We start from the raw sequence: 25,874 nt of genomic DNA, 5'->3' as shown, positions 1-25,874 counted from the left end.
TCCGCATCGTGATCGATCCGGACGGCTATCGACCGAACGTCGGTATTGTGCTGATGCGGCAGGATGGGCAGGTTTTCTGGGCACGACGCGTGCGCCGGGATGGCTGGCAGTTCCCGCAGGGCGGCATGAACACCGACGAGACGCCTGTCGAAGCCATGTATCGCGAGTTGCAGGAAGAGACCGGGCTGTTGCCGGAGCACGTTGAAGTGCTCGGGGCGACGCCGGGTTGGCTTCGCTATCGGCTGCCGGCACGGGCCATCCGCCGCAATGAACGGCAGGTCTGCATCGGCCAGAAGCAGGTGTGGTTCCTGCTGCGGCTGGCCGGGGACGAATCCCACGTCACCCTGGACCATACCGACAGCCCCGAATTCGACCAGTGGCGTTGGGTCGACTTCTGGTACCCGGTGGAGCACGTGGTGATGTTCAAGCGGGGCGTCTACGCACGCGCCCTGCGCCATCTGGCGCCGCTGGCCCGGGGAGTGGCCGGGACGGGGGTGGAATCGATGCCGAAATCCGCCCAGGAAGCCTGGATGCCCGGCAATGCGGCCGGCCACGACCGGCCACGCAAGCGCACCACGCCCAAGCGGGGCGGCGGCTACTGGCCGCGCAAGACCAAGGGCGAGCCGGGCGCGGTCTGAGCGATCCCGGCGGCCGTGAACCGTATCGAGAATGATTCAGGTTCGAAATTGACAACCATTCTCGTTTCGATTGGAATAGCAGCAGGCCGATCCGGGCCTGCCTGCCGAGTCCGCACGTGTACGTCTGCATCTGCAACGGGGTTACCGACCATCAGATCCGTGAAGCCGCCCAGAGCGGTGTCGCGAGCGTGTCCGAGTTGACGATGCGCACCGGCTGCGGCGCCACCTGCGGGTCCTGCCTGGACATGGCGGCGGACCTGCTGGCCAAGTTCAGCGCCACCCACGATCTGCCCCTGCCGGTCCTGGGCCTCCAGGCCGCCTGACCGGGCGGTGCGCCCGCGAGCCGCCGGCCGCCCAGGGTGGGCTAGCCACCCTTCTACCGGGTCGCAACTGAGCACGATTCGCGTTCCTTCATGCTCCCGCGCGACGCGCTACAGTGCCCGCGATTCCACGCAGCAGGAGCACGCTCATGAAGGGCGACGCGAAAGTCATCGAATTCCTCAACAAGGTCCTCTACAACGAGCTGACCGCCATCAACCAGTACTTCCTGCACGCCAAGATGCTGAAGAACTGGGGCCTGAAGGAGCTCGCCGATCACGAGTACAAGGAATCGATCGAAGAGATGAAGCATGCGGACATCCTGTCCGACCGCATCCTCTTCCTCGAAGGCCTGCCGAACTTCCAGGCACTGGGCAAGCTGCGCATCGGCGAGAACCCGGCCGAGATCCTGCAGTGCGACCTCAGCCTGGAACGCGATGGCGTGGTGACCCTGCGCGAAGCGGTGGCCTATGCCGATTCGATCGGTGACTACGTCAGCCGCCAGCTGTTCGTGAAGATCCTCGAGTCCGAGGAAGAGCATATCGACTGGCTGGAAACCCAGCTGGATCTGATCGAGCGCATCGGCGAACCGAACTACCTGCTGACCAAGATCGAAGACTGAGTCAGCCCTGCAACGGGGCGCGCAGGCGGGCGTGATAGCCGCCCAGCGCGATCCGTGCACGCGCGAACTCGGCGATCAACAGCGCCACCGCGACCGCGGGGCGCTCCAGCGTGCCGGCGCGGGCATCGTGCTCGATCCGCCAGGCCGCTGCCGACAAGGCCATCGCACCCACATTCGCACTGGCGGATTTGAGGCTGTGCGCCAACGCGCGCAGCTGGTCCAGATCCGCGGCGACCGAGGCGTCCTGCAGCTGCCGGATCAACGGTGGCGTGTCATCCAGGAACACGCCGATGATGCGCGCGGTGTCGGCGCCGATCACCTCCAGCAGTTCATCCAGCACCTCCTGATCGAGCACCGGGGCCGGTGACTCGTCGCGGGTTGGCGAAGCGGCGGGCGGAGCCGGCGCGTGCTGAGGCAGGGACGGTGGCTGCACTGCCGGGTCATCGGCCATCGCACTGCCCCAGCGCGCCAGTACGGCCTGCAGCGTTTCGCGGTTGATCGGCTTGGACAGGTAGTCATCCATGCCGGCCTGCAGGCAGCGCTCGCGGTCGCCGGCCATCGCGTTGGCGGTCATCGCCACGATCGGCAGGCGCGCCGTGCCCAGTGCAGCCTCGTGCGCGCGCCAGCGGCGGGTGGTGTCGTAGCCATCCAGCACCGGCATCTGGCAATCCATCAACACCACATCGAATGGTCGCGCGTGCAGCGCCGCGAGCGCCTGCTCGCCCTGCGTGGCGGGCTCCACCTCGCAGCCCAATACCTGCAGCAGGCGTTGGGCGACCAGCAGGTTCACGCTGTTGTCCTCCACCAGCAGCACGCGCAATGGGAACTGCGGCAGGGCCATGGGCGAGCCGGCGTACTCCACCTCGGCCAGCAGCGCGGCCGGCCGGGCGCTGGCGACCACCGGCCTCAGCAGTGCATGCAGCTCGCTGTCTGCAACCTGCCGCGGCAGCGCCGGTCCCGGGCCGAGGGCCTCCGGCGCGGGTGCCTCCTCGCCGTACAGCCACAACAGCTGCGCTCCGGCATGCCGCTCGTTGCCGGCCAAGGCCTTCTGCAGCGCCTGGGTGCCGTGACGCAGGCCGTCAGTGTCGGCGATGACCCAGGCCAGCACCGGGTCGATGCCGGGGCGCTGCGGCGCGCGCAGGGCGTCGATCGCTTCGGCGGCGGTCTCCACCGTGTGCAGTAGCAGGTCATGGTGCTGGGCCACGCGCTCGATGCGCTGGGCCAGCAACGCATCGCGCGTGATCAGCAGGGCGCGGCGCACGGTGCCGATGGCGGGCAGGTCGCCGATCACCTTGAGCAACGGGATCTCGAACCAGAACGTGGCGCCCCGCCCGGGCGTGGAATGCACGCCGATGCGGCCGTGCATGAGATCGATGATGCGCTTGCAGATCGCCAGCCCCAGGCCGGTGCCGCCATACAGGCGCGTGGTCGAGGCATCGGCCTGGCTGAAGGACTGGAACAGGCGCGCCTGCAGGGCGTCATCGATGCCGATGCCGCTGTCGGCGATCTCGAACCGCAGCTGGTGCTGTGCGTTGGTCTCGCCCTGGCGCTGCACGCGCAGCCGGATCTGGCCGCGCTCGGTGAACTTGATCGCGTTGACCAGCAGGTTGCTGAGCACCTGGCGCAGCCGCACCGGATCGCCGCGAACCGACAGCCGCACCGCCGGGTCCAGCTCGAGCGACAGCTGCAGGCCCTTGGGATCGGCGGCACGCTGCATGAGCTGCACCAGTCCTTCCAGCAGCTCGCGCAGGTTGAACGTGGTGATCTCCAGGTTAAGGCCCCTGGCTTCGAGCCGCGAGTAATCGAGGATGTCATCGACGATGCGAAGCAGCTGCTGCGAGCTGGTCGCGGCGGTCTGCAGCATCTGCCGCTGGTCGCTGCCGAGCTGGCCGCGCGCGATCAGGTCCAGCATCGGCAGGATGCCGTTGAGCGGCGTGCGGATCTCATGGCTCATCGTGGCCAGGAACTCACCCTTGGCCAGCGCCGCGGCTTCGGCGGCCTGCTTGGCGCTGAGCAGTTCCTGTTCGAGCTGGTTCTGCTGCTGCCGGCGTTGTTGAAGGTGATCGCGCTCCAGCAGCAGCGACTCGCTGCGCTGCTGCAGGGTGTGGAGCTGATCCTGCGTCTCCCGCCAGCGGCGCACCACCTGCAGCGCAGCCAGCAGCGCCAGCACGGCGGTGCCCGCGGCGATGTCGATCCAGGGGCCATTGGCGCCGATCCGTGCCATCACGCCGGCGGTCGCGCAGGCCGCGGCCGACCCGGCGGCGATCCACAGCGAGGCCGGGGTGGGCGAGGGGGCTGGCCGTCCGTGGCGTCCCATGCTCAGAGCACCGAGTTCTGGAAGTCGAAGTTCAGTTCGCTGCCGGCGGACTGGACCATGTTGCCCTGGATGAAATCAACGCCGCTGATCCACATCGCGGCCGCGGCCTGCGGATCTTCGATCTGCTGGCCGATGATGCGCAGCCCGGCGCGGTGCGCCCGGTCGATCGCCGCGCGCAGTTCGTCGCGGGTCTGCTGGTTGGCATGGCTGTTGGAGAAGCGCGCGGCCATGCGCACATACGCCAGCGGCAGCTGCGCCATCAAGGCGTTGGCCTCATCGCCCGGCTCGAACTGGCTCAGGCAGAAGCGCACGCCGGCTGCATGCATGCGCGTGCAGAACTGCTGCAGGGTGACGGTGTGGATCAGGGCATCAGGCAGGCGCACGTCGATGACCAGCGCGCTGCCGTCGATCTGGCGGCTGGCCAGCGACTCCAGCAGCCAATCGCCGAACGCATCGCGGGCCAGCGTGCGCAGCGACTGCGAGACGAACAGGTGCAGCGGTTGTGCGGCGTGGCGATACAGATCCAGCAGGCCCAGTGCGTGGTCGAGCACCTGCTGGTCAAGATCGGCGATGCGCCCGGCCGCTTCGGCCGCCGGAATCACCTGGCCGGCGGCCAGCACGCTGCCATCGGCCTGGCGCAGCCGCAGCAGCACCTGGTACTGCGCGGTGTTGCCGCCGGCGACGGCGACGATGGGTTGATAGGCCAGTTCCAGTTGCCCTTCCAGCAACGCAAGATGTTCCTGTGCGGCCACATCTTCGCGACGCACATAGGCGGCCACGCCGGCGGTCAGCAGGCGCGCCTGCAGCGTCGTGCGTTCGACCGCTTCCAGCGCGCTGCCCGCATCGGAGAAGCCCGGGGAGAGCTGGGCATGGCCGACCACGCCGCGCAGGTGCACCGATTCGTCATCGCGGATCACGAACGCGCGCGTGGACAACTGTTCGCGTAGCGCGTGCGCCATCGTATCCAGCGTGTCCTCGTCGGCATCGCGGGCCAGGACCAGGAAGCTGTTGTCGTTCAAGCGCGCCAGCAGGTGCGGTTGCGCGGCATCGGCCAGGCGTTGGCCGGCCTGGGTCATCAGCCGTTCGAAGGCGGCATAGCCATAGCGTTCGCGCAGGCCGAGCGCACTGGCGATCTCGATGAAGAACAGGCCGCCGCGATCGCGGTGCGCGAGCGAGGTGCCCAGCTCCTGCATCACGTGATGGCGGGTGGGCAGGCCGGTCTCGGGATTGTTCATCGCCGGCGCACCCGCGTTGCCCGCCTGCGAGGCGGCCTGCGCACGGGCGCGGCGGATCCGGTTGGAGACGGCCGCGATCAGGTGGCGCGGGCGGATCGGCTTGCTGAGGAAATCATCGGCACCGCTGTCGAGTACCTCGAACTGGCGCTCCGGATCCGGGTCGCCACTGAGGAACACGATCGGCAGCAGCTGCTGGCCAGGCTGCTGGCGGATCAACGCGGTCAGGCGCATGCCGTCCAGGCCGGGCAGGTGCAGGTCCATCAGGATCAGGTCGGGGCGATGCTCGGCGATGGCCTGCTGCACGCCTTCGGCATCGCCGTGCACCAGCGCCTGCATGCCGGCGCCGTGCAGCACGCTCTGTGCGAACAGCGCCTGCGAGCGGTCGTCTTCGACGATCAGGACGCGGTACGGCGAATCGATGCCTGGCGGCACCAGGTCGCTGGCATCGGTGGTCATTGGCGGCAGCAACGGCGGCGGGCTGGCCGGCACGGGATTGAGCGCGACGACATTGCTGTGCGGCAACGCGGCGGGCGTGGCCTGGCGTTGCCAGCGCTGCCAGTGCTCGGCCGGCGGCGTTTCAGCGCGCACGGCGCGGGCGGGTGCAACAACGTTGTCGTGAACGGCCATCCGTACTCCCAGTCTGCGCCGCAATTATGCGATGAACGCCCGGAGGCAGGGCGCGCCTTACCGGGGCAGGGTGCCCGGTTTCACCTGCGTCTGCCCACTGTCGGCCTGGCGCATCAGCCAGCGCATCCCCTTCCACAGCGTCCGCCAGATCATCCACACGATCAACGCGCCGATCAGGCTGCACGCCACCACCAGGATCAGCGCCAGCCACGGGTGCGCCAGTGCGAGCGCCAGCCCGCCGACCACCACGGTGTCTTCGGCCGCCGAGGCGACCCAGTTGCTGGCCGGTTCGGGCGAGGTGTTGAGCAGGGCACGGGTGCCGGACTTCAGCCCGTGGCTGGCCAGCGCCACGCCGGCCCCGGCCACCAGGGCGGTACCGCTGAGTTCACCGCTGGGCGAGAGCGTGGCCGCGGCCAGGAACGCACCCGCCGGTACCCGGGCGAGGGTCTGGATCAGGTCCCAGACTGAATCGACCCCGGGGATCTTGTCGGCGAAGAACTCGGCGATGGCCAGCGCGGCCGAGGTGCCCAGCACCCACCACGATTCGGTGGCCTGCAGCGCGGGCGGCAGGTCGACCCAGCCGAGCAGGCCGGCCAGCCCCACGCCGAACACGGTCAGGTACACGCGGATACCGGCCAGCCAGGCCAGCAGGATGCCGATCACGAACAGGTGGGCTTCGGTCATGGCACGCGCTCCGGTGGCAGAATGTGCACAGGCGCACACTATCGTGGATGACGTCCATGAACGCTACTGCCCGGATCCCGAGCCTGCGCGGACAAGGCCTTTTCCCTGACTTACACTAGCCCGTCGTTCCAGACAGGGGCCGTTGCGACAGCGCCGGCAGGCGCGGTCGCCCAGGACTGCCATGAATAAGCCCACACCTTCCCGCATCCAGATCCGTCGGCCGGGCACGCCGCCCGTGCAGGACCGCAAGCGCCTGCTGGTGCTGGGCGGTGCCTGGCTGCTGTCGCTGATCCTGGCCGCGCTGCTCGGCGCCTGGCTGGGCTCACCCGGCGGCGACGTCGGCACCCAGCTCAAGGCCGCCGAGACCCGCAACGAGCGCCTCCAGCAGCAGCTCATCGAACTGCAGCAGCGCCAGGCTACCCTGCAGGCCTCCGACCGCATCAGCCGTGCTGCCAATACCGAGGTCCAGGCCTCGCTGGGTGAGCGCGATGAAGAGATCGCCGGCCTGCGCGCCGACGTGGCCTTCTACGAGCGCCTGGTCGGGGCGACCAGCCAGCGCAAGGGCCTGAACACCCATTCGGTGGAGTTTTCGCCGGAAACCGGCGGCACCTGGCAATACGCCGTGGTGCTGACCCAGAACCTGAACCGGGGGGCGATCAGCCAGGGGCAGATGCGCTTCACCGTGGAAGGCGTCAAGGACGGCAAGCTGACCTCGGTCAGCTGGGACGAGCTGCACCAGCGCACCAAGGTACCGGGCCAGGACTATTCCTTCCGGTACTTCCAGCAGCTCACCGGCAGCGTGATGCTGCCCCAAGGCTTCACCCCGCAACGTGTGCGGGTCACGCTGGGATCGGGCGCGGGGGGCGCCACCCAGGTATTCGATTGGAAACAGGCCGGGGCACCGGCGGCATCGGCAAAAGAAGGGGAGTAAGCCCATGTTTGGCAGCAACAAGTCCAACCGCGACGGACATCTGGTCGTGGACGCGCTGATCGGCGCGCAGGTGGTGATCCGCGGGGACGTGGAATTCAGCGGTGGCCTGTATGTGGAAGGCACCATCCTGGGCAAGGTGATTGCCCAGGACGGCGCCAGCAACGCCACCCTGACGGTGGCCGAGCACGGCGCCATCGAGGGCGAGATCCGCGCCCAGGTGGTGGTCATCAGCGGCCGCCTGGATGGGGATGTACATGCCACCGAGCGGGTCGAACTGACCCCCAGCGCCCGGGTCACCGGCAACATCCACTACCAGGTGGTGGAAATGCACGCCGGTGCCCAGCTGACCGGCCGCCTGATCCACACCTCGGCGCAGATGGCCCTGCCGCCGCCGTCCGGGGATGCGGACGAGGGCAAGGGCAAGGACACCGCCGCCCGCAGGAAGCTGGCCGAGGCGATGGCCTGAATCGCGCCGGCGCCACACCTTGAAACCGTGCTCATGCAGCCCCATGCTGGGGGCATGAGCACGCTTGTTTCCCTGCCCGGCGCACCCGCCGCCGCGCCGAACTACCAGTCCCTGGACCGTCCGCTGAACTTCACCGAGGCCGCTGCGGCCAAGGTCAAGGAGCTGATCCAGGATGAGGGCAACGCTGCCCTCGCCCTGCGCGTCTACATCGAAGGCGGTGGCTGTTCCGGCTTCCAGTACGGGTTCGAGTTCGATGAGAACCGGGCCGAGGACGATCTGGCGGTGGATACCGCCGGCGTCACCCTGCTGGTGGATCCGCTGAGCCTGCAGTACCTGATGGGCGCCGAGGTGGATTACACCGAGAGCCTGACCGGCGCGCAGTTCGTGATCCGCAATCCGAACGCGAAGACCACCTGCGGCTGCGGCAGCAGTTTCAGCATGTGATGCGCGCGCAACCGGCCTGAGGGTCGGTTGCCGCTTGCCAGTCCCGCCGAATGTGGGCAGGCTCTTGCGATGTCCAAATTCTCTTCGCAGCTTTCCGGTTTCGCCTTCGTCAGCGAGCCGTTGGAGCGCGCCGATACCCTGCGCGATGACGCCGATGCGTTGTTGCGGCTGTGGCCGGACGCGCGCGTATTGGTGCTCGACCAGGACGGTACCGCACTGGCGGGCAACGACGGCCAGCCCCTGCCACTGACCGGCGCCGAGCTGGGCGGTGGCCCGGGTACCGCGATCTTCCTCGGCCTGCGCGGCGAGCAGGCGTGGTTCTCGATGGAGGCCGCCGGCCTGTCGGTGACGGCCCCGCAGCGGGTCGACCTGCGGCAGTCCGCCGCGACCTGGTCCATCGCCGATTCCACCGCCTTCTGTTACGCACGCGGCATGTCCTACTGGCAGTCGCGCACCCGTTTCTGCGGCGTGTGTGGCGGCGCGGTGACCTTCAGCCGTGGCGGCTTCGTCGGACGCTGCGGCCAGTGCGCAACCGAACATTACCCGCGGGTGGATCCGGCCGTGATCGTGGCCGTGGAAAACCAGGGCCGGCTGCTGCTGGGCCGGCAGGCCAACTGGGCCCCGCGTCGCTATTCGGTGCTGGCCGGCTTCGTCGAGCCCGGTGAATCGCTGGAGCAGACCGTGGTCCGTGAGGTGTTCGAGGAAAGCCGGGTGCGCGTGCGCGAGTGCCGCTACCTGGGGACCCAGCCATGGCCGTTCCCCGGCGCGCTGATGCTCGGCTTCGCCGCCACGGCCGAAGACGACGTGCCGACCGTGAACGGCGAGCTGGAAGATGCCCGCTGGTTCACCGCCCAGGACGTGGGCGCTGCCCTGGCCCGGGATGTCGAGGACGACGGCGAAGGCATCCGCCTGTCCCCGCCGATCTCGATCTCGCGCAGCCTGATCGAGCACTGGTACCGCCAGCAGGTCGCCTGACCGTCGCCTGCCGTTGCCGCAGGCTGAACACGCGGCGCGTTACATTACCTACGGCCCAGGGAATTGCCGGGCCGCAAGGCATAGTAGCGGCGCGTTCCACGTCCCGAGCCGGAGGCTTACATGTTCACCACCCTGGTCGCCGTGCTGGTTGCCTTGGCCCTGGGCCATGTCGCGCCGGGCGCGGCCGTCGCGCTGCGGCGTTTCGGCCTCTACCGGCGCTGGCTGCAGTGGCTGGACCGGCATGCCGCCGAAGACGGCGCCTGGCGCGGACGCAAGGGTGCCTGGCTGGCGGTGCTGCCGTTCGTCGTGGTGCTGGGCCTGATCCAGTGGCTCTTCGATGATCGGGTGTACGGCCTGCCGTCACTGCTGCTGGGCGTGCTGGTGCTGGTGATGTGCTGGGGCCCGCGCGACCTGGACCGTGATGTCGAGGCGGTGATCGATGCCGATGACGCCCATGCGCGTCATCTGGCGATCGCGCAGCTGCAGTCCGCCGGTGGCAGCCTGCACGAAGACGTCCCCTCGCTCGTCGAAGCAACGGTGCTCAACGCGCTGCGGCGCTGGTTCGCGGTGCTGTTCTGGTTCCTGCTGCTGGGTCCGGTCGGCGCGCTGCTGTATCGCCTGCTGGCGTTGCTGGCGGTCGGCCCGATGCGCTCGCTGGCCAGCGTGGAAGCGGTCGCCGGTGCACGCGTGGTGCTGTCCTGGCTGGAATGGCCGGTGGCGCAGCTGATGTCGCTGTCGATGGCGCTGGTCGGCAACTTCGATACGGCGTTCAAGGCGTGGCGCGAGGCGCATGGCAACCAGTGGGCCACCTCCACGCACTTCCTTGGCGCGGTCGCGCGGGCGAGCGTCAGTGCCGAGCTGCGCGAGGATGCGCACGATTACAGCGATGCGGGCATGGTGCCGGTATGGCGTCGGCTGCCGGAACTGCGCGATGCGATGAGCCTGGTGTGGCGCATGCTGCTGTTGTGGATGGCAGTACTGGCGTTGCTGGTCATCGCCGGCTGGGTGACCTAGCGGTTCAGCTCAGCCCGGCGCCAACCAGGTGAACGGCACCCACGGCAGGTTGCGTGCGATCCAGTAGGCCGGCAGCAGGATCAGCCAGAACGCCGGTTTCATCAACAGCGTGATCAGCGGCTGCAGCACGCGTGGGCGCCAGCCCAGTGCCCAGCCGATCACCAGCGGGGCGATGGCCAGCATCAGCATCGCCAGGGGATTCATCGAGAACGCGGCGACCACATCGCCGTGGGCCAGCGCGTGCAGTGCACGCGTCAGCCCGCAGCCGATGCAGTAGTACCCGGTAACGGCCAGGAAGCTGCACGGCGGGAACGGACTGCTGGCGCTGTTGGGGTCGTAGTGCCGCAGCACCCAGAACCCCGCGCCGGCGGCCAAGGCGGCCGGCGGCAGGGCCGCCAGCAACCAGCGCTTGCCGTGCAGCGCGATCATCAGCTGGCGCTTTCGATCTGCTGCTGGAACTGCTGCATCTGCTGCATGTAACCGTCAACGCCCATGAAGGCCAGCGAGATCACGAACAGCACGACGCCGGCGATCAGGAAACCGGTGGTGACCCACGCCCAGATCTTGGCGTTCTTGGAGGCACGACGCGCGCCTTCCAGGTCGCCCTGGTTGAGCAGGCCGTTGACCTTGCTGGCGAACACGATCGCGACCACGCCGGTGACGATGCCCGGGAAGCTCAGGCACGACAGGCAGCACACGAAGAACGCCAGGATGGTGACGACGATCGACCAGATCAGGTGGTTCGGAATGCTGCCCGGGGCGGGCGGCAGGGGGGCGGTGGCATTCATCAGCGAAGCTCCATTTGCTTGGGTGGGTGTGTATGGGATGGATCCGGGGCGAACAACACACGCGATGAGGCACGATCGGCAACAGGTGACACGACGGCAATGTCCGGCATCGAGCGTCCGCCCGCGCCGGCCAGCGCGGGCGAGGTGCCCCGGGCGGTAATCTAACCGATGTACCCGCGTCCATGTATACGGTTACATGCAGGCAGGGCGGGACTCACGCCTGGTCAGCCCGCAGCTGCCGCACCTGTGTCTCCAGCATCGGGGCCGTGGCGACCTCGCCGGCGATCGGTGCGGAGGCGACCACCTCGACATGCGCGCGGAAGCGACGGGGCACGCGCATGCGGCCCAGGCGCGTGTCGCGCCGGCTCCACATGCTCGACCACATGCCGCGCAGAGCCATCGGCACCACCGGCACCGGGCGACGCTCGAGAATCTTCTCCACGCCCGATTTGAATGCCCCCATCTGCCCATCGCGGGTCAACGCGCCCTCGGGGAAGATGCACACCAGCTCGCCCTCGGCCAGCGCTTTGTCCACCTCATCGAACGCGGCCTGCATCAGTGCGGGATCCTCGCGTGCGCCGGCGATCGGGATCGCCTTGGCGGTGCGGAAGATCCAGCGCATCACCGGGATGTTGAAGATCTTGTAGTACATGACGAAGCGCACCGGACGCGGGATCGTGGCCGACAGGATCAGCGCGTCCATGTAGCTCACGTGGTTGCACACGATCAGCGCCGCGCCCTCGTCCGGCACGTTGGCTTCGATGCCGTGCGGGCGCAGCCGGTACAGCGCGCGCACCATCACCCAGCTGAGGAAGCGCATCAGGAATTCGGGGACGATCGTGAAGATGTAGATCGACACCACGGCGTTGGCGATCGCCAGCGCCAGGAACAGCTGCGGAATGGTCCAGTCCAGCACGCGCTGGGTGAGCAGGCCCAGGCCGGCGGCCAGGACGATGAAGCCCGCGTTCTGGATGTTGAGCGCGGCGAACACGCGCGACATCTCCGACTTGGCCGTGCGGCTCTGGATCAGTGCGAACAGCGGCACCACGAAGAAGCCGGTGAACAGGCCGATGCCGATCAGGTCGATGATGATGCGCACGCTGCCGGGCGCCTGTACGAACTGCCAGATCGACAGCCCGGCGGCGGCGGCTTCCCCGGCACGTGCGAAGTACAGGTCGAGCATGAAGGCGGTCATGCCGAACGCGCCCAGCGGCACCAGGCCGATCTCCACGGTGCGCCCGGACAGTTTTTCGCACAGCAGCGAGCCGGTGCCGGTGCCGAGCGAGAACAGCGCCAGCGCGAAGATGTACAGCGTGGAGCCACCGCCTAGATTGATTTCGGCGTAGGTGGGCAGCTGCGAGGTCAGCATGGTGCCGACGAACCAGAACCAGGACACGCCGAGGATCGCGTTGCGCACCGCCTTCTGCTTCTTGGCCATGCGCAGCACCGCCAGCGACTCGGGCAGCGGGTTCCAGTTGATCTTCAGGTCCGGTGCGCCGGCATCGACCTTCGGGATCATCCGCGCGGTGAGGTTGCCGGCCACGGCCAGCACGATCACCGCGGTCGCGGCGACGATCGGGCCATGGCTGCCCGCCAGGGTGAAGATCAGACCGCCGGCGATCATGCCGGTCAGGATCGACAGCGAGGTGCCCATTTCGACCAGGCCGTTGCCGCCGGTCAGCTCCTCGGGCTTGAGGATGGAGGGCAGTACCGAGTACTTCACCGGCCCGAACAGGGTGGACTGCATGCCGGTGCAGAACAGCGCGACCAGCAGCACCGGCATGCTCTCGGTCAGGAAGCCGACCGCGGCCAGCGACATGATCGCGATCTCCATGGTCGTGGTGATCACGATCAGCCGCGACTTCTCCAGCTTCTCCGCGATCTGCCCGGCCAGCGCCGAGAACAGGAAGTACGGCAGGATGAAGATTGCCGGTGCCAGGTTGGTGTACAGCGAGCGCTCTTCGATCGGCGTGCCGAGGAAGAACAGCAGCGCGATGATCGCCTGGCGGTAGACGTTGTCGTTGAACGCGCCCAGCGACTGGACGATGAAAAACGGCAGGAAACGGCGTTGCCTGAGCAGGGCGAACTGACTATGGCCGGACATGGAGACTCCTTGCGAACCGGCGCAGCCTAGCATTCTCCCTGTTGGCGCAGCATGGCAGCGCCGCGGTACGGTGCAGGCAGCCCCGTTCAACATCCGTATCGACCACCGGTCGATACCTACCGCAGCGTGCGCGCGGCCTCGTTGGCGGCACCGCGCAGCTTGGGCAGCAGGCGCAGCATCAGGCCCATCTGGGTCCGGATCAGCTGCAGCTGGGGCGGCATGTCGTCCGGGATCTGCTCCAGCTGTTCGGCCAGGGCGCGGTCGCCGTCGTTGGCGTCTTCGGCCACCGGCTCGCGCTGCTGCAGCGCGCTGGCGATCTGCTGCATCGCCTGCTCCACGCGTTCCCCGCCGGACAAGGCGAGTGGGTCCTGGCCGTAGCTGTCCAGCTGGGTGCGGTGCGCACCCAGCGCGGAGAGATGGCCGAGCAGCGTGTTGGACAACGCCAGGAAGCGGAACCCCGCATCCAGGTTGCGGCGTACGTGGCCCGGCTCGCGCAGCATGTTCGACAGGGCCGTGGACAGCGCCGCATCGGCGTTGTGCATGTCGCGCCGTGCGATGCGGTAGGCCAGATCGTCCCGCATGCCACTGCCGTACTGGCCGAGCACGGCGTGCAGGTACCTGGCGCAGTTGTCGAGCACCCGCGCCATCACCAGATTCAGGCGGCGGCCCTGCCAGTCGGGCAGGATCAGGAAGGCGGCCGCCGCGGCGATCGCACAGCCCAGCAGCGTATCCACCAGCCGTGGCCAGATCAGCAGGAAGCCATCGCCGATCAGGTTGAAGCAGGTCAGCGCCATCACCGTGATCGCCGCCGAGGCCACCAGGTAGCGATCGCTGCGGGTGAAGAAGAACAGCAGCGCCGAGAGCAGGGCGATCAGCAGCTCGATGCGCAGGTCCTGGAACAACTGCATCAGCGCCCAGGTCAGCACCAGGCCGATCAGGGTGCCGGCGATCCGCTGCGCAAGCCGCTGGCGGGTGGCACCGAAGTGCGGGCGGCAGACGAACACGATGGTCAGCAGCACCCAGGAGCCGTTCTGGGCGTTGAACAGGCGGATCGCCGCGAAGCCGACGATCAGCGCCAGCGCCATGCGCAGGCCATGCCGGAACAGCACCGAGCCGGGGGTGAGCTGCTGGCGGATACGCACGCCCATCTCGCGCAGGGTGTGCGGGTTGGTATCGCGCAGGCGCGTATCGACGTTGTCCAGCGTGGACTCGGACTTCTCGGCTTCGGACAGGCGGCGTTCGATGCTCTGCAGGTTGTGGCCCAGCAGTTCCAGCGAGGCCAGCAGGCGCTGCCACTGGGGATTGTGCTGGGCGCGCAGCCAGCTCAGTGAATCGGTGAGGTCGGCGGTGGCCTGCTTGGTGCGCTCGCCGTACTGGAACGGCTGGCGCAGGCGGATCGCCTGGCCCAGGTTGGCGCAGGCCTCACCCTGCAGCGCGAGCAGGCGCTGGCAGCGGTACAGCACGTCGCTGTGGAAGAACGCTTCGGTCAGCGCGCCATAGGGGTAGTGCGAGGAGCTGGCGCGCTCGTGGAAGTCCTGGGCCATGTAGTACAGGCGCAGGTACAGGCCGGACTGCACGCCGGGCCGACCGGAGCGGCCAAAGCGCGCCAGGATCGCGGTCTTGGCGATGTTGAGGGCTTCAACCACGCGCCGGTTCTGCTCGGCCAGGGCGAGCTGGCGCTTCTGCACGTCCGCATCGCGGACCGGTTCGAACAGATCGGCCTTGAGCTTGAGGTAGCGGCCCAGCTCCAGATACAGGCGGGCAACCCGCTCGCGCACCGGGCGGTTGGCGAACAGGGCGGTCCACAGGATCGAGAGCAACGCATACCAGACCGCACCGGCCAGCAGGTGGCTCACGGCGTTGATCGCCTGGGACAGATCGGCGGCACCGTGCTGTTCCAGCCCGATCATCGTGTAGATGGCCAGGGTTACCGTGGCCTGCGCGATCGAGGCATAGCGCTCGCCGAGCGCGCCGAGCAGGGTCAGCCCGAAGGTGGCCGCGGCCAGGGCGGTGATGAACCACCACGGATGCGGGAACAGCACCACCACCGCCGCGGCGGCCGCCACGAAGCACAGCAGCGACAGCGCCACCGATTTGATCCGGCCCCACCAGTTGTCGTCGGTCTCGGCGATCGCACTGGCGATGATGCCCAGGAACACGCCGGGCAGGGCGGGCAGCTGGTCCAGGTACCAGCACAGCCCCATGGCCGCCGACAACGCGATGAATACCCGCAGGCCATAGCTGGCCTTTTCATGTGCCCACAGGCGGCTGACGCGGGTTTCGAACGAGGGCATGGCGACTCGGCGGAAGAGAGGCCGCCATTATTGCCGGTGCGGAGTGAAGGGGACACCTCTACCGCCGACGGTAGTGCCGGCCGTTGGCCGGCTCCCGACAATGCCGAGGAGCCGGCCAGCGGTCGGCACTACCTGTGTGCTTCCGGTTACATGTCCCAGCGCACGCTTACCGCGAAGGTGCGCGGCAGGCCGACGCCTGCGTTGGACCAGTACTTCTTGTTGGCCAGGTTCTCCACGCCGGCGCGCCAGGTGACGGGATGGCCGGCGGCCTGCATCCGGTAGCCGACACCGGCGTTGACCAGCGTGTAGTCGGGCAGCTTGAGCGTGTTGTCGGCGTCGTAATAGACGTCACCGTAGTAACGGGCCAGTGCATACACGCTCAGGCCCTCGACCTGCGGGACGCTGTAGTCGGCGTGCAGGACGCCCTGCCAGCGGGCGGCGCCGGCGGTGCGGTTGCCTTCCTGGGCGACGCTGTCGGGGGAGAGCTTGTCGTAGGTGGGGTCCAGCCAGGTCACGCCGCCACCGAGCGTGAAGGCATCGGTCAGGCGTACGTCGCCGCTGACTTCCACGCCTTCGTACAGCGTGATGCCGTCCTGCACCAGCAGCTTGCCGGCGGGCGTGAGCAGGTCGATGTTCGCGCCACGCTCCAGCCGGAAGGCGGCGGCATTGGCGCTCCAGCGCGGGTACTCGATCTTGGCGCCGATCTCGTACTGCTTGCTGATGGTCGGGTCGAGCACGTCACCGGCGTTGATGTAATCGCTGCCCACGCGGCTGCCGGCTTCCAGCGATTCCACGTAGCTGGCATACAGCGTCACTGCGTCGGCCGGCTTGTACATCAGGGCGTAGGTCGGGGTGACCGGATAGGTGTGGTACGCACCCTTGTTCTCGAAGTCGTTGTAGCGCGCGCCGGCCAGCAGCGACCAGCCATCGGCGAAGCTGACGGTATCGCTGACAAACGCCGCCTGCTGCACCGTTTCGCTGCCGCGGCTGAGCACGCGCGAGCCGACCGCGTCATGACGCAGTGTCGGGCGCTGGTAGAGGTTGCCGCGGCCGATGGTGTTCCACTCGTAGGGACGGTCCCAGCCCAGCCCGGTCTGGTGGGAGACGCCGGCGACCACCTGGTGCGACAGCGGGCCGGTCTGGAAGCGGCCCTGCACGATCGCCTGGGCCAGCTTCCACTCGCTCTTGCCGCCGAGCTCGTAGGTGTTGACGTTGTAATCGCCGTTGACGTCATCGATATAGGCGAAGATCTTGTTGACGTCGTTCCATGAGGTGGTCACGCCATAGCTCAGGCTGGCCTTCCAGTCATTGTTGATCTGCCAGTTCAACGCCGTGGAGAGCAGGCTGGAACGGGTGTCGTAGTAGCTGCCATCGATGCTGTTGTCGATGTCGCCCGCGAGCGGGCGCGGCAGCTCTGTCAGGCCGATGAAGTAATACTGCGGCGACTCGTTGCTGAGATCGCGCGACTGGAACACGCCATCGAAGGTCCAGGTCAGCCGGTCGGTCAGGCGTGCATCCAGCGACAGGGCGCCGACCTTGCGGTTCACCTCCCCGCCGTTGAAGGTTTCACCTTTCTCCTGGTACGCGTTGAAGCGGTAGCCGAACATGTCCTCGTTGCCGAAGCGTCCGCCCACATCGAGCTGCCCACTGACGATGCCCGCCTCGCGCCAGCCCAGCTGTGCCGACAGCGTGGTGACCTCGGTCGGCTTCTTGGTGACGTAGTTGACGATGCCGCCGGGCTGGCCGAAGCCGTACATGAAGCCGCCGGGACCTTTGAGCAGTTCCACCTGTTCCATCACTTCCAGCGGCCACTCGGTGCCCCACGAGGACACCTGCAGGCCGTTGACGCGGTAGCTGTCGTAGCTGAGATCGATGCCGCGGTTGCGGATCGGCGAACTCCAGCCGCTGGCGTAGGCGCTGACCTGGGTGACCACCGAAGGATCGGTGAGGAAGGCTTCGCCCAGCGAGACCACCTGGCGCTTTTCGATGTCCTCGCGGCCGACGACCGAGATCGCAAACGGGGTATCGCGCACGGCGCGGTCGCCCAGGGCGCCGGTATCGGTGTGGGTACGTTCGGCGGTGACCTTGATCGCATCCAGGTCGGTGGCCGAGCGCGCCCGCGCGGTGCCGTCCGGTACGGACTGGGCATGGGCGGCGCAGGCCAGCGACAGCGCAACGGCCAACGTGGCCAGGCGGGGCAGGGAGGACGACAGCATCGATGGGTTCCTTGGCGGACAGCACAACGCCGTCCGCGATCTACAGAGGGCGGGGGAGGGTCGATGGCTGGATCGCGCAGGCTGGCCGGGAACCGGCAGCGGGGGCATCGCAGTGGGCGACGCAGGACCGTGGCTGGATGAGAATTGTTGTCGTTTTGTTACGTCGCGTCAAACCGGGGCGCACCTACCGGGCGTACCTGCCTGACGTACCGACCAAGGTCGGTACCTACCGGGATGCGACGCGGCATCGGTAGGTGACGACCGTTGGTCGTCACGCCGTAACGCGGCCGGGGCCCAACGCAGGTTCCGACCAACGGTCGGTACCTACCGGGCGATGGCGCTGCGCTTCAGGGCGCGCTTCTCGCGGCGCCGCGCCCGACGGGCCACCCAGCGCTCGCGCAGGCACGAGAAGATCACGTACAGCGCCGGGGTGCTGAGCAGGGTCAGGCTCTGCGAGAACAGCAGGCCACCGATCATCGCGATGCCCAGCGGGCGGCGCAGCTCGGAGCCTTCGCCCAGGCCGATGGCCAGCGGTACCGCGGCCAGGATCGCCACCATGCTGGTCATCATGATCGGGCGGAAGCGCACGATGCTGGCTTCGCGGGCGGCTTCCAGCGGCGTCTTGCCATGCTCGCGCTGCGCCACCACCGCGAAGTCGATCATCATGATCGCGTTCTTCTTGACGATGCCGATCAGCAGCACCAGCGCGATCATCGAGATCACCGACAGTTCGGTGTTGGTGCCGTACAGCGCCAGCAGCGCACCCACACCGGCTGCCGGCAGCGTGGAGAGGATGGTGACCGGGTGGATCAGGCTCTCGTACAGCATGCCCAGCACCAGGTACACGGTAATGATCGCCGCCATCACCAGGATCAGCATCGCCATCGGGTCCGAATCGAAGCCGAACCCGGCGTCGTCGGCCAGGCGGATGTCGCCGGGCATGCGCATGCCGTTGACGGTGCTGTCGATGATGGCCTTGGCCTCGCCCATGCTGGTGCCGGGGGCGAGGTTGTAGCTCAGGTCCATCGTGGTGTACTGGTTCTCGTGGGTGATCTGCGACGGTGCCAGGCCCGGTACCTGCTCGGCCACCGCGGTGATCGGCACCATCTCGCCATTGCCGGCGCGTACGTAGATCTGGTCCAGCGCGCCCGGTGTCGCGGTCTGCTCCGGCAGGGCGTTGACAACCACGCTGTACTGGTTGATGTCCGAGTAGATCGTGGAGATCTGGCGCTGGCCGAAGGCGCCGTACAGCGCGCCGTCGATGGCACCGACCGACACGCCCAGGCGGGCGGCCTTGGCCCGGTCGATCACGATGTTCTGGCGCAGGCCGGCGGCGTCCACGTCGGTGCCGACATCGGCCAGCTTCGGGTTCTTCTTCAGCGCGGCCTGCAGCTTGGGCAGCCACTCCTGCAGCTGGGCCAGGTCGTTGCCCTGCAGCGAGACGCGGTACTGCGCGCCCTGGCTGGCACCACCGCCGTCGTTGCTGGGCAGATCCTGGATGGCGCGCAGGCGCAGCTGCAGGTCGGGGTAACGATCGGCCTTGGCGCTCAGGCGGGCCAGAGCCTGCGCGGTGGTCTCGCGGCGTCCGTCCTTGCGCGACTTCAGCTCAACGTTGAACTGCGCGCTCGAGCCCTGGCGGCCACTGCCCAGGCGCACACCCACGGTCTTCACCGCCGGGTCGGCCATCAGCATGTCGGTGATGCGGCGCTGGCGGTTGACCATGTCTTCGAACGAGACCGTGGCGCTGGAATTCGCGCGGCCCCAGATCAGGCCGGTGTCCTGGGGCGGGAACGCGCCCTTCTTGACCGCACCGAACAGGAACACCGTCGCGCCGATCAGCAGCAGCGGGGTCAGCGACAGCAGCAGCGCGTGGCGCAGCGAGAAATCCAGCAGCTTCACGTAGATCCGCAGCATGCGGTCGTGGCCGGCATCGAGCAGGCGGCCGAAACGGCTCGGCGCACCGGCGTCGGCATGTGCGCTCAGGAAGCGGCTGCACAGCGCCGGGGTCAGCGTCAGCGAGATGATCATCGAGACCACGATGGCCGCCACCAGGGTGACGGTGAACTCGCGGAAGAACGCGCCCATCATGCCTTCGGCGAACAGCAGCGGAATGAACACCGCCACCAGTGAGGCGGTGATCGAGACGATGGTGAAGCCGATCTCGCGCGCGCCAGTGAGGGCGGCCTGCATGCGCGGCATGCCTTCGTCGAGGTGGCGCATGATGTTCTCGATCACCACGATCGCATCGTCGACCACGAAGCCGATCGCGATCACCAGCGCCAGCAGGCTCAGGTTGTTCAGGGTGAAGCCCAGCACGTACATCACCAGCGCCGCGCCGGCCAGTGAAAGCGGCACGGTCACCGCCGCGATCAGGGTCGGGGCCAGCCGGCGCAGGAACAGCGCCATGGTCAGCACCACCATGGCCAGCGCGATCAGCAGGGTGATCTGCACTTCATGCAGCGACGAGCGGATGGTCGGGGTGCGGTCGAAATACGGGGTGAGCGTGGTACCCGGTTCGAGGTAGTCGCGCAGGGTCGGGATCTGCGCCTTCACCCGGTCCACGGTTTCCACGATGTTGGCGCCGGCGCGGGTGAACACGTACATCACCACCGCCGGTTTGTGGTTGAACCACGCGGCCTGGTAAGCGTCCTGCTGCCCGTCGTAGACGTTGGCGATGTCCTGCAGGCGGATCACGCGGCCATCGTCGGCGGTCTTGATCACCAGCTGGGCGAAATCAGCGGCGCGCGCCACCGAGTCGTTGGCGATGATCGCGGTGGTGGTGTTGCCATCGGTGAGGAAGCCGGTCGGCGAGGTCACGTTGGCCGCGCGTACCGCATTGCGCAGGTCATCGGCGGTCAGGCCGAGGGCATTCATCAGGCGCAGGTTGACGTCCACCCGCACCGCCGGCGTGGAGGCGCCGGCGATATCCACCGAGGAAACGCCGGTGATCTGGCGCAGGCGCTGGGCCAGCAGTGAATCGGCCACGTTGTAGAGGTCGTCGGCCGACTGCGTTTCGGAGGTCAGTGCGATCGCGATGACCGGGTCGTCGTTCGGGTTCGCCTTCTGGAACATCGGCGTGCCCAGCCCGGCGGGCAGGTCGGACTGGGCGGAGTTGATCGCGGTCTGCACGTCCAGCGCGGCCGAGTCGATGTCGCGGTCGCTCTGGAAGATCATGAAGACCAGCGAGCTGCCTTCGGAGCTGGACGAGCGCATGCGGTCGATGCCGGGCAGCTGGCCGAGGTGGCGCTCCAGCGGCGCGGTCACCGTGGAGGCCATCGTCGTGGCGTCCGCGCCTGCCTGGTTGGCGTGCACGAAGATCACCGGGATCTGGATGTTCGGCAGTGCCGACACGCCCAGCTGCAGGTAGCAGATCACGCCCACCACGAACAGGCCGATGGCCAGCAGGGCGGTGCCGATCGGGCGGCGGATGAACGGGCCGGAGATGTTCATCGAACGCCTCCGCAGCGGTCTGCGGTGCTCATCATCACGCCTGCGGCTCCTGCACCGGGCCATGGCCGTGACGCAGCGCGCGCTGTTCGCGGCGCTGGCGCAGGCGCTCGGAGAAGCGCTCCATGTACAGGTAGATCACCGGCGTGGTGTACAGCGTGACCAGCTGCGACAGCAGCAGGCCGCCGACGATGGCGATGCCCAGGGGGCGGCGCAGCTCCGAGCCGATGCCGGTGCCCAGCGCCAGCGGCAGCGCGCCGAGCATGGCCGCGGCGGTCGTCATCATGATCGGGCGGAAGCGCAGCAGGCAGGCGCGGCGGATCGCTTCATGCGCGTTGGCCCCGGTGCGGCGTGCCTCGATCGCGAAGTCGACCATCATGATGCCGTTCTTCTTGACGATGCCGATCAGCAGCACGATGCCGACGATGCCATCCACCGACAGCGGCAACCCGCACACCATCAGTGCCAACAGTGCGCCGACACCGGCCGGCGGCAGGGTGGAGATGATGGTGAAGGGGTGGATGTAGCTTTCATACAGCACGCCCAGCACGATGTAGATCAGCACCAGCGAGGCCAGCAGCAGCCACACCACGTCGGTCTGGCTGCCGGTGAACTCGGCCGCCTTGCCGATGAACTGCGCATGCACCTGCGAGGGCATGTTCAGGCCGGCCTTGGTTTCCTCGATCGCCTTGACCGCATCGGACAGCGAGTAGCCCGGCGCGATGTTGAACGACACCGTGACCGCCGGCAGCTGTTGCTGGTGGCTGACCACCAGCGGGGTGCTGGTGACCTTGCCTTCGGCCAGCGCGGCCAGCGGAATGATGTTGCCCGCACCGACCGGGATACCGGTGTTCTGCGCGCCGATGCCGGTGGCCGTGGACGAGTTGGACGAGGTGACCTGACCGAAGTTGGTGGCGTTGCTGCCGGTCAATGCACCGGCCCCGTTGGAGGCCACCGCCAGCTGGTTCATCAGCGCGGTGCTGGTGCGGAATTCCGGCGCCACTTCCAGCACCACGCGGTACTGGTTGAGCTCGGTGAAGATGGTGGAGATCTGGCGCTGGCCGAAGGCGTCGTACAGGGTGTCGTCGATGGTCTGCATCGGCACGCCGAGCACGCTGGCCTTGTCGCGGTCGATGGTCAGTTCCAGCGCGCGGCCCTGGTTGGACAGGTTGTTGTCCACGTCGGCCAGTTCCGGGCGCTGGCGCAGCGCTTCGGTCAGGCGGGTGGCCTGCAGCGCGACCTGCGCGCTGTCCACGTCCGACAGCGAGTACTGGTACTCGGTGGCCGCCACGCGGGTATCCAGGGTGACGTCCTGCACCGGCTTGAGGTACAGCGCCACGCCGGGGATGCCGGCCACGGCCTTCTGCAGGCGCGGCAGGATCTCATCCAGGCCATCGCGGTCGCCGCGCTCCTTGAGCACGATCGACAGCTGGCCCTGGTTGAGCGTGGGGTTCATGGTGCCGGCGCCGATGAAGGCGGACACGCCGGTCACCGCCGGATCACTGCGCAGGGCTTCGGCCACGGCCTTGGTGCGCTGCTCCATCTGCGGGAAGGCGATGTTCTGGTCGGCCTGGACTACGCCGGTGATCAGGCCGGTGTCCTGTTCGGGCAGCAGGCCCTTGGGGATCACGATGTACAGCACCACGGTCAGCACCAGCGCACCGGCGGCGACGGCCAGGGTCAGCGGCTGGTGATCCAGCACCCAGTCCAGGCTGCGCTCGTACAGGCCGACGGTGCGCGACCACACGGTGGTCTTGCCGGCCGCGGCGGCACGCTCGTGCGCATCCTCGCCTTCAGGCAGCGCGTCGGGCTTGAGCAGGTAGGCGCACATCATCGGGGTGAGCGTCAGCGAGATCAGCATCGACAGCGTCACCGCGATGCTCAGCACCCAGGCGAACTCATGGAACAGGCGCCCGGTGACGCCGGGCATCAGCAGCAGCGGCAGGAACACCGCCACCAGCGAAATCGTCAGCGAGAGCACGGTGAAGCCGATCTGCTGCGCGCCGATCTCGGCCGCTTCCGGCCCGCTCTTGCCCTGTTCGATGTAACGCACGATGTTCTCGATCATCACAATCGCATCGTCGACCACGAAGCCGGTGGCCACCACCAGCGCCATCAGCGAGAGGTTGTCCAGCGACATCCCGGCGAACGCCATCACACCGAAGGTGCCGGCCAGCGACAGCGGCACCGCCACCGAGGGAATGATGGTGGCCCACAGGCGGCGCAGGAACACGAAGATCACCGCCACCACCAGGCCGATGGTCAGGATCAGGGTGAACTGCACTTCATGCACCGAGGCGCGGATGGTCTCGGTCCGGTCGTTGAAGATCTCCAGGTGCACGTCGGCCGGCAGCACGTTCTGCAACTGCGGCAGCAGCGTACGGATGCGCTCGACGGTCTGCACGATGTTGGCACCGGGCTGGCGGCGCACTTCCAGCAGCACCGCCGGCTTGCCATCGGCCCACGCGGCCAGCTGGTCGTTCTCCACGCCATCGACCACGTTGGCGACATCGGACAGGCGCACCGGGCGGCCGTTCTTGTAGCTGATGATGGTGTCGCGGTACTCGGCAGCACTGGTCAGCTGGTCATTGGTGCCGATCGAGTAGGACTGGGTCTTGCCGTTGAGCGAGCCCTTGGGCGCGTTGACGTTGGCCTGAGTCAGCGCGCTGCGCAGGTCTTCCAGGGTCAGGCCCATGTTGGACAGCTGCGCCGGGTTGACCTGGATGCGCACGGCCGGGCGCACGTTGCCGGCGATCGAGACCAGGCCTACGCCCTGCACCTGCGACAGGCGCTGGGCGAGGATGGAGTCGGCGTAATTGTTGACGTCGCGCAGCGGGCGCGTGTCGGAGGTGAGCTTGAGGGTGACGATGGCCGCGTCAGCCGGGTTCACCCGGTTGTAGACCGGCTGGTATGGCAGCGAGGAGGGCAGGGTGGCCTGGCGGATCGCGGCCTGCACGTCCTGCGCGGCGATGTCGATGTCGCGGTCCATCGAGAACTGCAGGATGATCGTGGACAGCCCCGCCGACGAATCGGAGGTCATGATCTCCAGCCCGGAAATCTGTCCGAACTGGCGCTCCAGCGGCGTGGTCACCAGCGAGGCCATGGTGACCGCGTTGGCGCCGGGGTACTGGGTGGTCACGACCAGGCTGGGCGCATCGATCTCGGGCAGCGCCGACACCGGCAGCTGGCGGTAACCGAGGATGCCGAGCAGCAGCAGGCCTGCCATCAGCAGCGAGGTGGCGATCGGGCGGCGGATGAAAATCGTCGAAAAGCCCACGGGCGGGTCCTTGCTGGTGCGTCGTGCTGCGTTGGATCAGGCGAACGCCGGCGCTTGGGCCGGCGTCAGGTACACAGGGCGGGCGCGATCAGCGCGGACCGCCACCGCGGCGTCCACCGCCACCCTGCTGCTGGGCGGCCTTGAGCTCGGCTTCGGTCGGTGCGGCCGGGGTTTCGCCGGGCTTGAGCGCGGTGACCTTGGCGCCCGGCTTGAGCCGGAACTGGCCTTCGCTCACGACCCGTTCGCCGCCCTTCAGGCCCTCGGTGATCTGCACCTGGCTGTCGCCGACTTCCACACCGCTCTTGACCGTCTGCATGGCCACCGTGCTGTCCGGCTTGACGATGTAGACGTACTCGCCGTCCGGGCCACGCATCACGGCCTGGGTCGGGATGACGACGCCGCCGGCGATGGTGCGCAGCTGCATGCGGACGTTGACGAACTGGCCCGGCCACAGCGAATTGTCTTCGTTGTCGAACAGGGCGCGCGCGCGGAAGGTGCCGCTGTCGCTGCTGATCTGGTTGTCGACCACGTCCAGCTTGCCGCCATCGGTCAGTACGTGCGCATCGTTGCGGTCCAGCGCGGCGATGGCCACCGCGCCGGCGGCCTGGGCCTGGCGGACGGCGGGCAGCTGACGCTCGGGCAGATTGAACACGACGTGGATCGGGTGGATCTGGGTCAGGGTCACCAGCGCGGTGCCGGCGCTGACGATGTTGCCGGCATCGACCGCACGGATACCGGCGATGCCCGAGATCGGCGCCGTCACGCGGGTGTACTGCAGCTGCACCTGGGCGGCGCGCATGCTGGCTTCGTTGGCCGCCACGGCACTTTCAAACTGGGCCACCTGGTTGCGCTGGGTATCCAGGTCGGTCTTGGCCACGTACTGGCGGTACTCGGCCGAGTTCGAGCGCTGGTAGTTGGAGCGGGCGGTGGCGAGCTGGGCCTGGTTCTGGCGCTTGGCCGCCGCGGCTTCGTCGTAACTGGCCTGCAGGGTGCGCGGATCGATCTGGGCGAGCAGGTCGCCCTTCTTCACTTCCTGGCCTTCCTTGAAGTTCAGGCTGATCAACTGGCCGCCGACCTGCGGGCTCACGGTGACGGTGTTCATCGCCGCGACCGTGCCCAGTGCGCTTGCATAGACCGGCACGTCCTGGCGCGCTGCCTCGATCACCGTGACCGGCACCGGGCCTGCGTTGGCCGGATCACCGCCCTGCCGCCCTTCGGCTGCCGGACCTGCCGCGTCTCCCTTCTTGCCGCCCATCAGGCGCACACCCACGACGGCAACCACCAGCACTGCGACCACCAGCAGCACGATCTTCCAGAAACGCGACATTCAATAACTCCTGAGGGGGCTGGCGGAGGGCGGGGGCCCCGGTTGGCTAGGCGCAAAGCATACTCGTCGCCCGTGGCCTTTCATGCATGACGGATGGGACGGGCGATCAGACCGGATGTGACGGGTGAGGTTCCCCCATGAACGTTCGCC

General features: G+C 67.9%; 19 protein-coding genes. 8 read left to right on the top strand and 11 right to left on the bottom strand.

Annotated features, from left to right (window positions below; translation table 11 throughout):
• Window positions 1-8: 8 nt before the first annotated feature.
• The 3 genes from C0R07_RS07965 (at window position 9) to bfr (ending at window position 1,578) form a co-directional block, all read left to right on the top strand.
• Window positions 9-638, top strand: coding sequence for an RNA pyrophosphohydrolase (locus C0R07_RS07965; RefSeq protein ID WP_019185319.1), 630 nt, complete (start codon window positions 9-11; stop codon window positions 636-638).
• Between the two features lie 116 nt (window positions 639-754).
• Complete coding sequence (locus C0R07_RS07960; protein ID WP_019185320.1) at window positions 755-961, top strand: (2Fe-2S)-binding protein; 207 nt, start codon at window positions 755-757, stop codon at window positions 959-961.
• A gap of 146 nt (window positions 962-1,107) precedes the next feature.
• Window positions 1,108-1,578, top strand: a complete 471-nt coding sequence (gene bfr, locus C0R07_RS07955) for a bacterioferritin (protein ID WP_019185321.1) — start codon at window positions 1,108-1,110, stop codon at window positions 1,576-1,578.
• A gap of 1 nt (window position 1,579) precedes the next feature.
• On the opposite strand, the gene C0R07_RS07950 is transcribed toward bfr, so the two are convergent.
• From C0R07_RS07950 to C0R07_RS07940, 3 genes are read right to left on the bottom strand one after another with little or no spacing between them, the layout of a single operon-like run.
• Window positions 1,580-3,844, bottom strand: coding sequence for an ATP-binding protein (locus tag C0R07_RS07950; protein WP_428991899.1), 2,265 nt, complete (start codon window positions 3,842-3,844; stop codon window positions 1,580-1,582).
• A gap of 53 nt (window positions 3,845-3,897) precedes the next feature.
• Window positions 3,898-5,781: an EAL domain-containing protein gene (locus tag C0R07_RS07945; protein WP_390330703.1), complete on the bottom strand. Its 1,884-nt coding sequence runs from the start codon at window positions 5,779-5,781 to the stop codon at window positions 3,898-3,900.
• Between the two features lie 33 nt (window positions 5,782-5,814).
• Window positions 5,815-6,441 (bottom strand): DUF4126 domain-containing protein, encoded by a 627-nt coding sequence (locus C0R07_RS07940; protein WP_070472299.1) that lies wholly within the window; start codon window positions 6,439-6,441, stop codon window positions 5,815-5,817.
• A 181-nt stretch (window positions 6,442-6,622) separates the two neighbouring features.
• On the opposite strand from C0R07_RS07940, the gene C0R07_RS07935 reads away from it, so the two are divergent.
• From C0R07_RS07935 to ampE, 5 genes are all read left to right on the top strand, one after another.
• The gene (locus C0R07_RS07935; protein ID WP_019185325.1) at window positions 6,623-7,372 is read left to right on the top strand and encodes a DUF6776 family protein; all 750 of its coding nucleotides are present in this window, start codon (window positions 6,623-6,625) and stop codon (window positions 7,370-7,372) included.
• Window positions 7,373-7,376: 4 nt separating this feature from the next.
• Window positions 7,377-7,838 carry a bactofilin family protein gene (locus C0R07_RS07930; RefSeq protein WP_019185326.1) on the top strand — a complete coding sequence of 154 codons (462 nt, stop codon included), beginning with the start codon at window positions 7,377-7,379 and terminating at the stop codon, window positions 7,836-7,838.
• A 54-nt stretch (window positions 7,839-7,892) separates the two neighbouring features.
• Window positions 7,893-8,282 (top strand): iron-sulfur cluster insertion protein ErpA, encoded by a 390-nt coding sequence (gene erpA, locus C0R07_RS07925; protein WP_019185327.1) that lies wholly within the window; start codon window positions 7,893-7,895, stop codon window positions 8,280-8,282.
• 69 nt (window positions 8,283-8,351) lie between these two features.
• Window positions 8,352-9,257, top strand: coding sequence for an NAD(+) diphosphatase (gene nudC / locus C0R07_RS07920; RefSeq protein ID WP_070472296.1), 906 nt, complete (start codon window positions 8,352-8,354; stop codon window positions 9,255-9,257).
• A 120-nt stretch (window positions 9,258-9,377) separates the two neighbouring features.
• Window positions 9,378-10,271, top strand: coding sequence for a regulatory signaling modulator protein AmpE (gene ampE, locus C0R07_RS07915; protein WP_070472292.1), 894 nt, complete (start codon window positions 9,378-9,380; stop codon window positions 10,269-10,271).
• A gap of 9 nt (window positions 10,272-10,280) precedes the next feature.
• Here ampE and C0R07_RS07910 read toward each other — a convergent pair whose 3' ends face one another.
• The 8 genes from C0R07_RS07910 to C0R07_RS07875 all read right to left on the bottom strand — a co-directional run bounded on the left by C0R07_RS07910 (window position 10,281) and on the right by C0R07_RS07875 (window position 25,724).
• On the bottom strand, window positions 10,281-10,700 hold the full coding sequence (locus tag C0R07_RS07910; protein ID WP_070472290.1) for a DUF2752 domain-containing protein: 420 nt from the start codon (window positions 10,698-10,700) through the stop codon (window positions 10,281-10,283).
• On the bottom strand, window positions 10,700-11,059 hold the full coding sequence (locus C0R07_RS07905; protein WP_019185331.1) for a CD225/dispanin family protein: 360 nt from the start codon (window positions 11,057-11,059) through the stop codon (window positions 10,700-10,702). The genes C0R07_RS07910 and C0R07_RS07905 overlap by 1 nt, the downstream gene beginning before the upstream one ends.
• 214 nt (window positions 11,060-11,273) lie before the next feature.
• On the bottom strand, window positions 11,274-13,163 hold the full coding sequence (locus C0R07_RS07900) for an MFS transporter (RefSeq protein WP_070472287.1): 1,890 nt from the start codon (window positions 13,161-13,163) through the stop codon (window positions 11,274-11,276).
• A gap of 116 nt (window positions 13,164-13,279) precedes the next feature.
• Complete coding sequence (yccS, locus tag C0R07_RS07895; RefSeq protein ID WP_102788618.1) at window positions 13,280-15,457, bottom strand: YccS family putative transporter; 2,178 nt, start codon at window positions 15,455-15,457, stop codon at window positions 13,280-13,282.
• Between the two features lie 146 nt (window positions 15,458-15,603).
• Window positions 15,604-17,673: a TonB-dependent siderophore receptor gene (locus C0R07_RS07890; protein ID WP_070472276.1), complete on the bottom strand. Its 2,070-nt coding sequence runs from the start codon at window positions 17,671-17,673 to the stop codon at window positions 15,604-15,606.
• A gap of 324 nt (window positions 17,674-17,997) precedes the next feature.
• Entirely contained in the window at window positions 17,998-21,123 is a 3,126-nt protein-coding gene (locus C0R07_RS07885) for an efflux RND transporter permease subunit (protein ID WP_102788617.1), read from the bottom strand.
• Window positions 21,124-21,157: 34 nt separating this feature from the next.
• Window positions 21,158-24,397, bottom strand: coding sequence for an efflux RND transporter permease subunit (locus C0R07_RS07880; RefSeq protein WP_070426098.1), 3,240 nt, complete (start codon window positions 24,395-24,397; stop codon window positions 21,158-21,160).
• A gap of 88 nt (window positions 24,398-24,485) precedes the next feature.
• A complete protein-coding gene (locus tag C0R07_RS07875; protein WP_070472267.1) occupies window positions 24,486-25,724 on the bottom strand; it encodes an efflux RND transporter periplasmic adaptor subunit in 1,239 nt (412 codons plus the stop codon).
• Window positions 25,725-25,874: the final 150 nt, after the last annotated feature.

The organism is Stenotrophomonas bentonitica (assembly GCF_002887735.1).
Classification (GTDB): Bacteria; Pseudomonadota; Gammaproteobacteria; order Xanthomonadales; family Xanthomonadaceae; genus Stenotrophomonas; species Stenotrophomonas bentonitica_A.
Note: the sequence above shows the minus strand (reverse complement) of the source record. Positions and strands in the feature narration are given on the sequence as shown.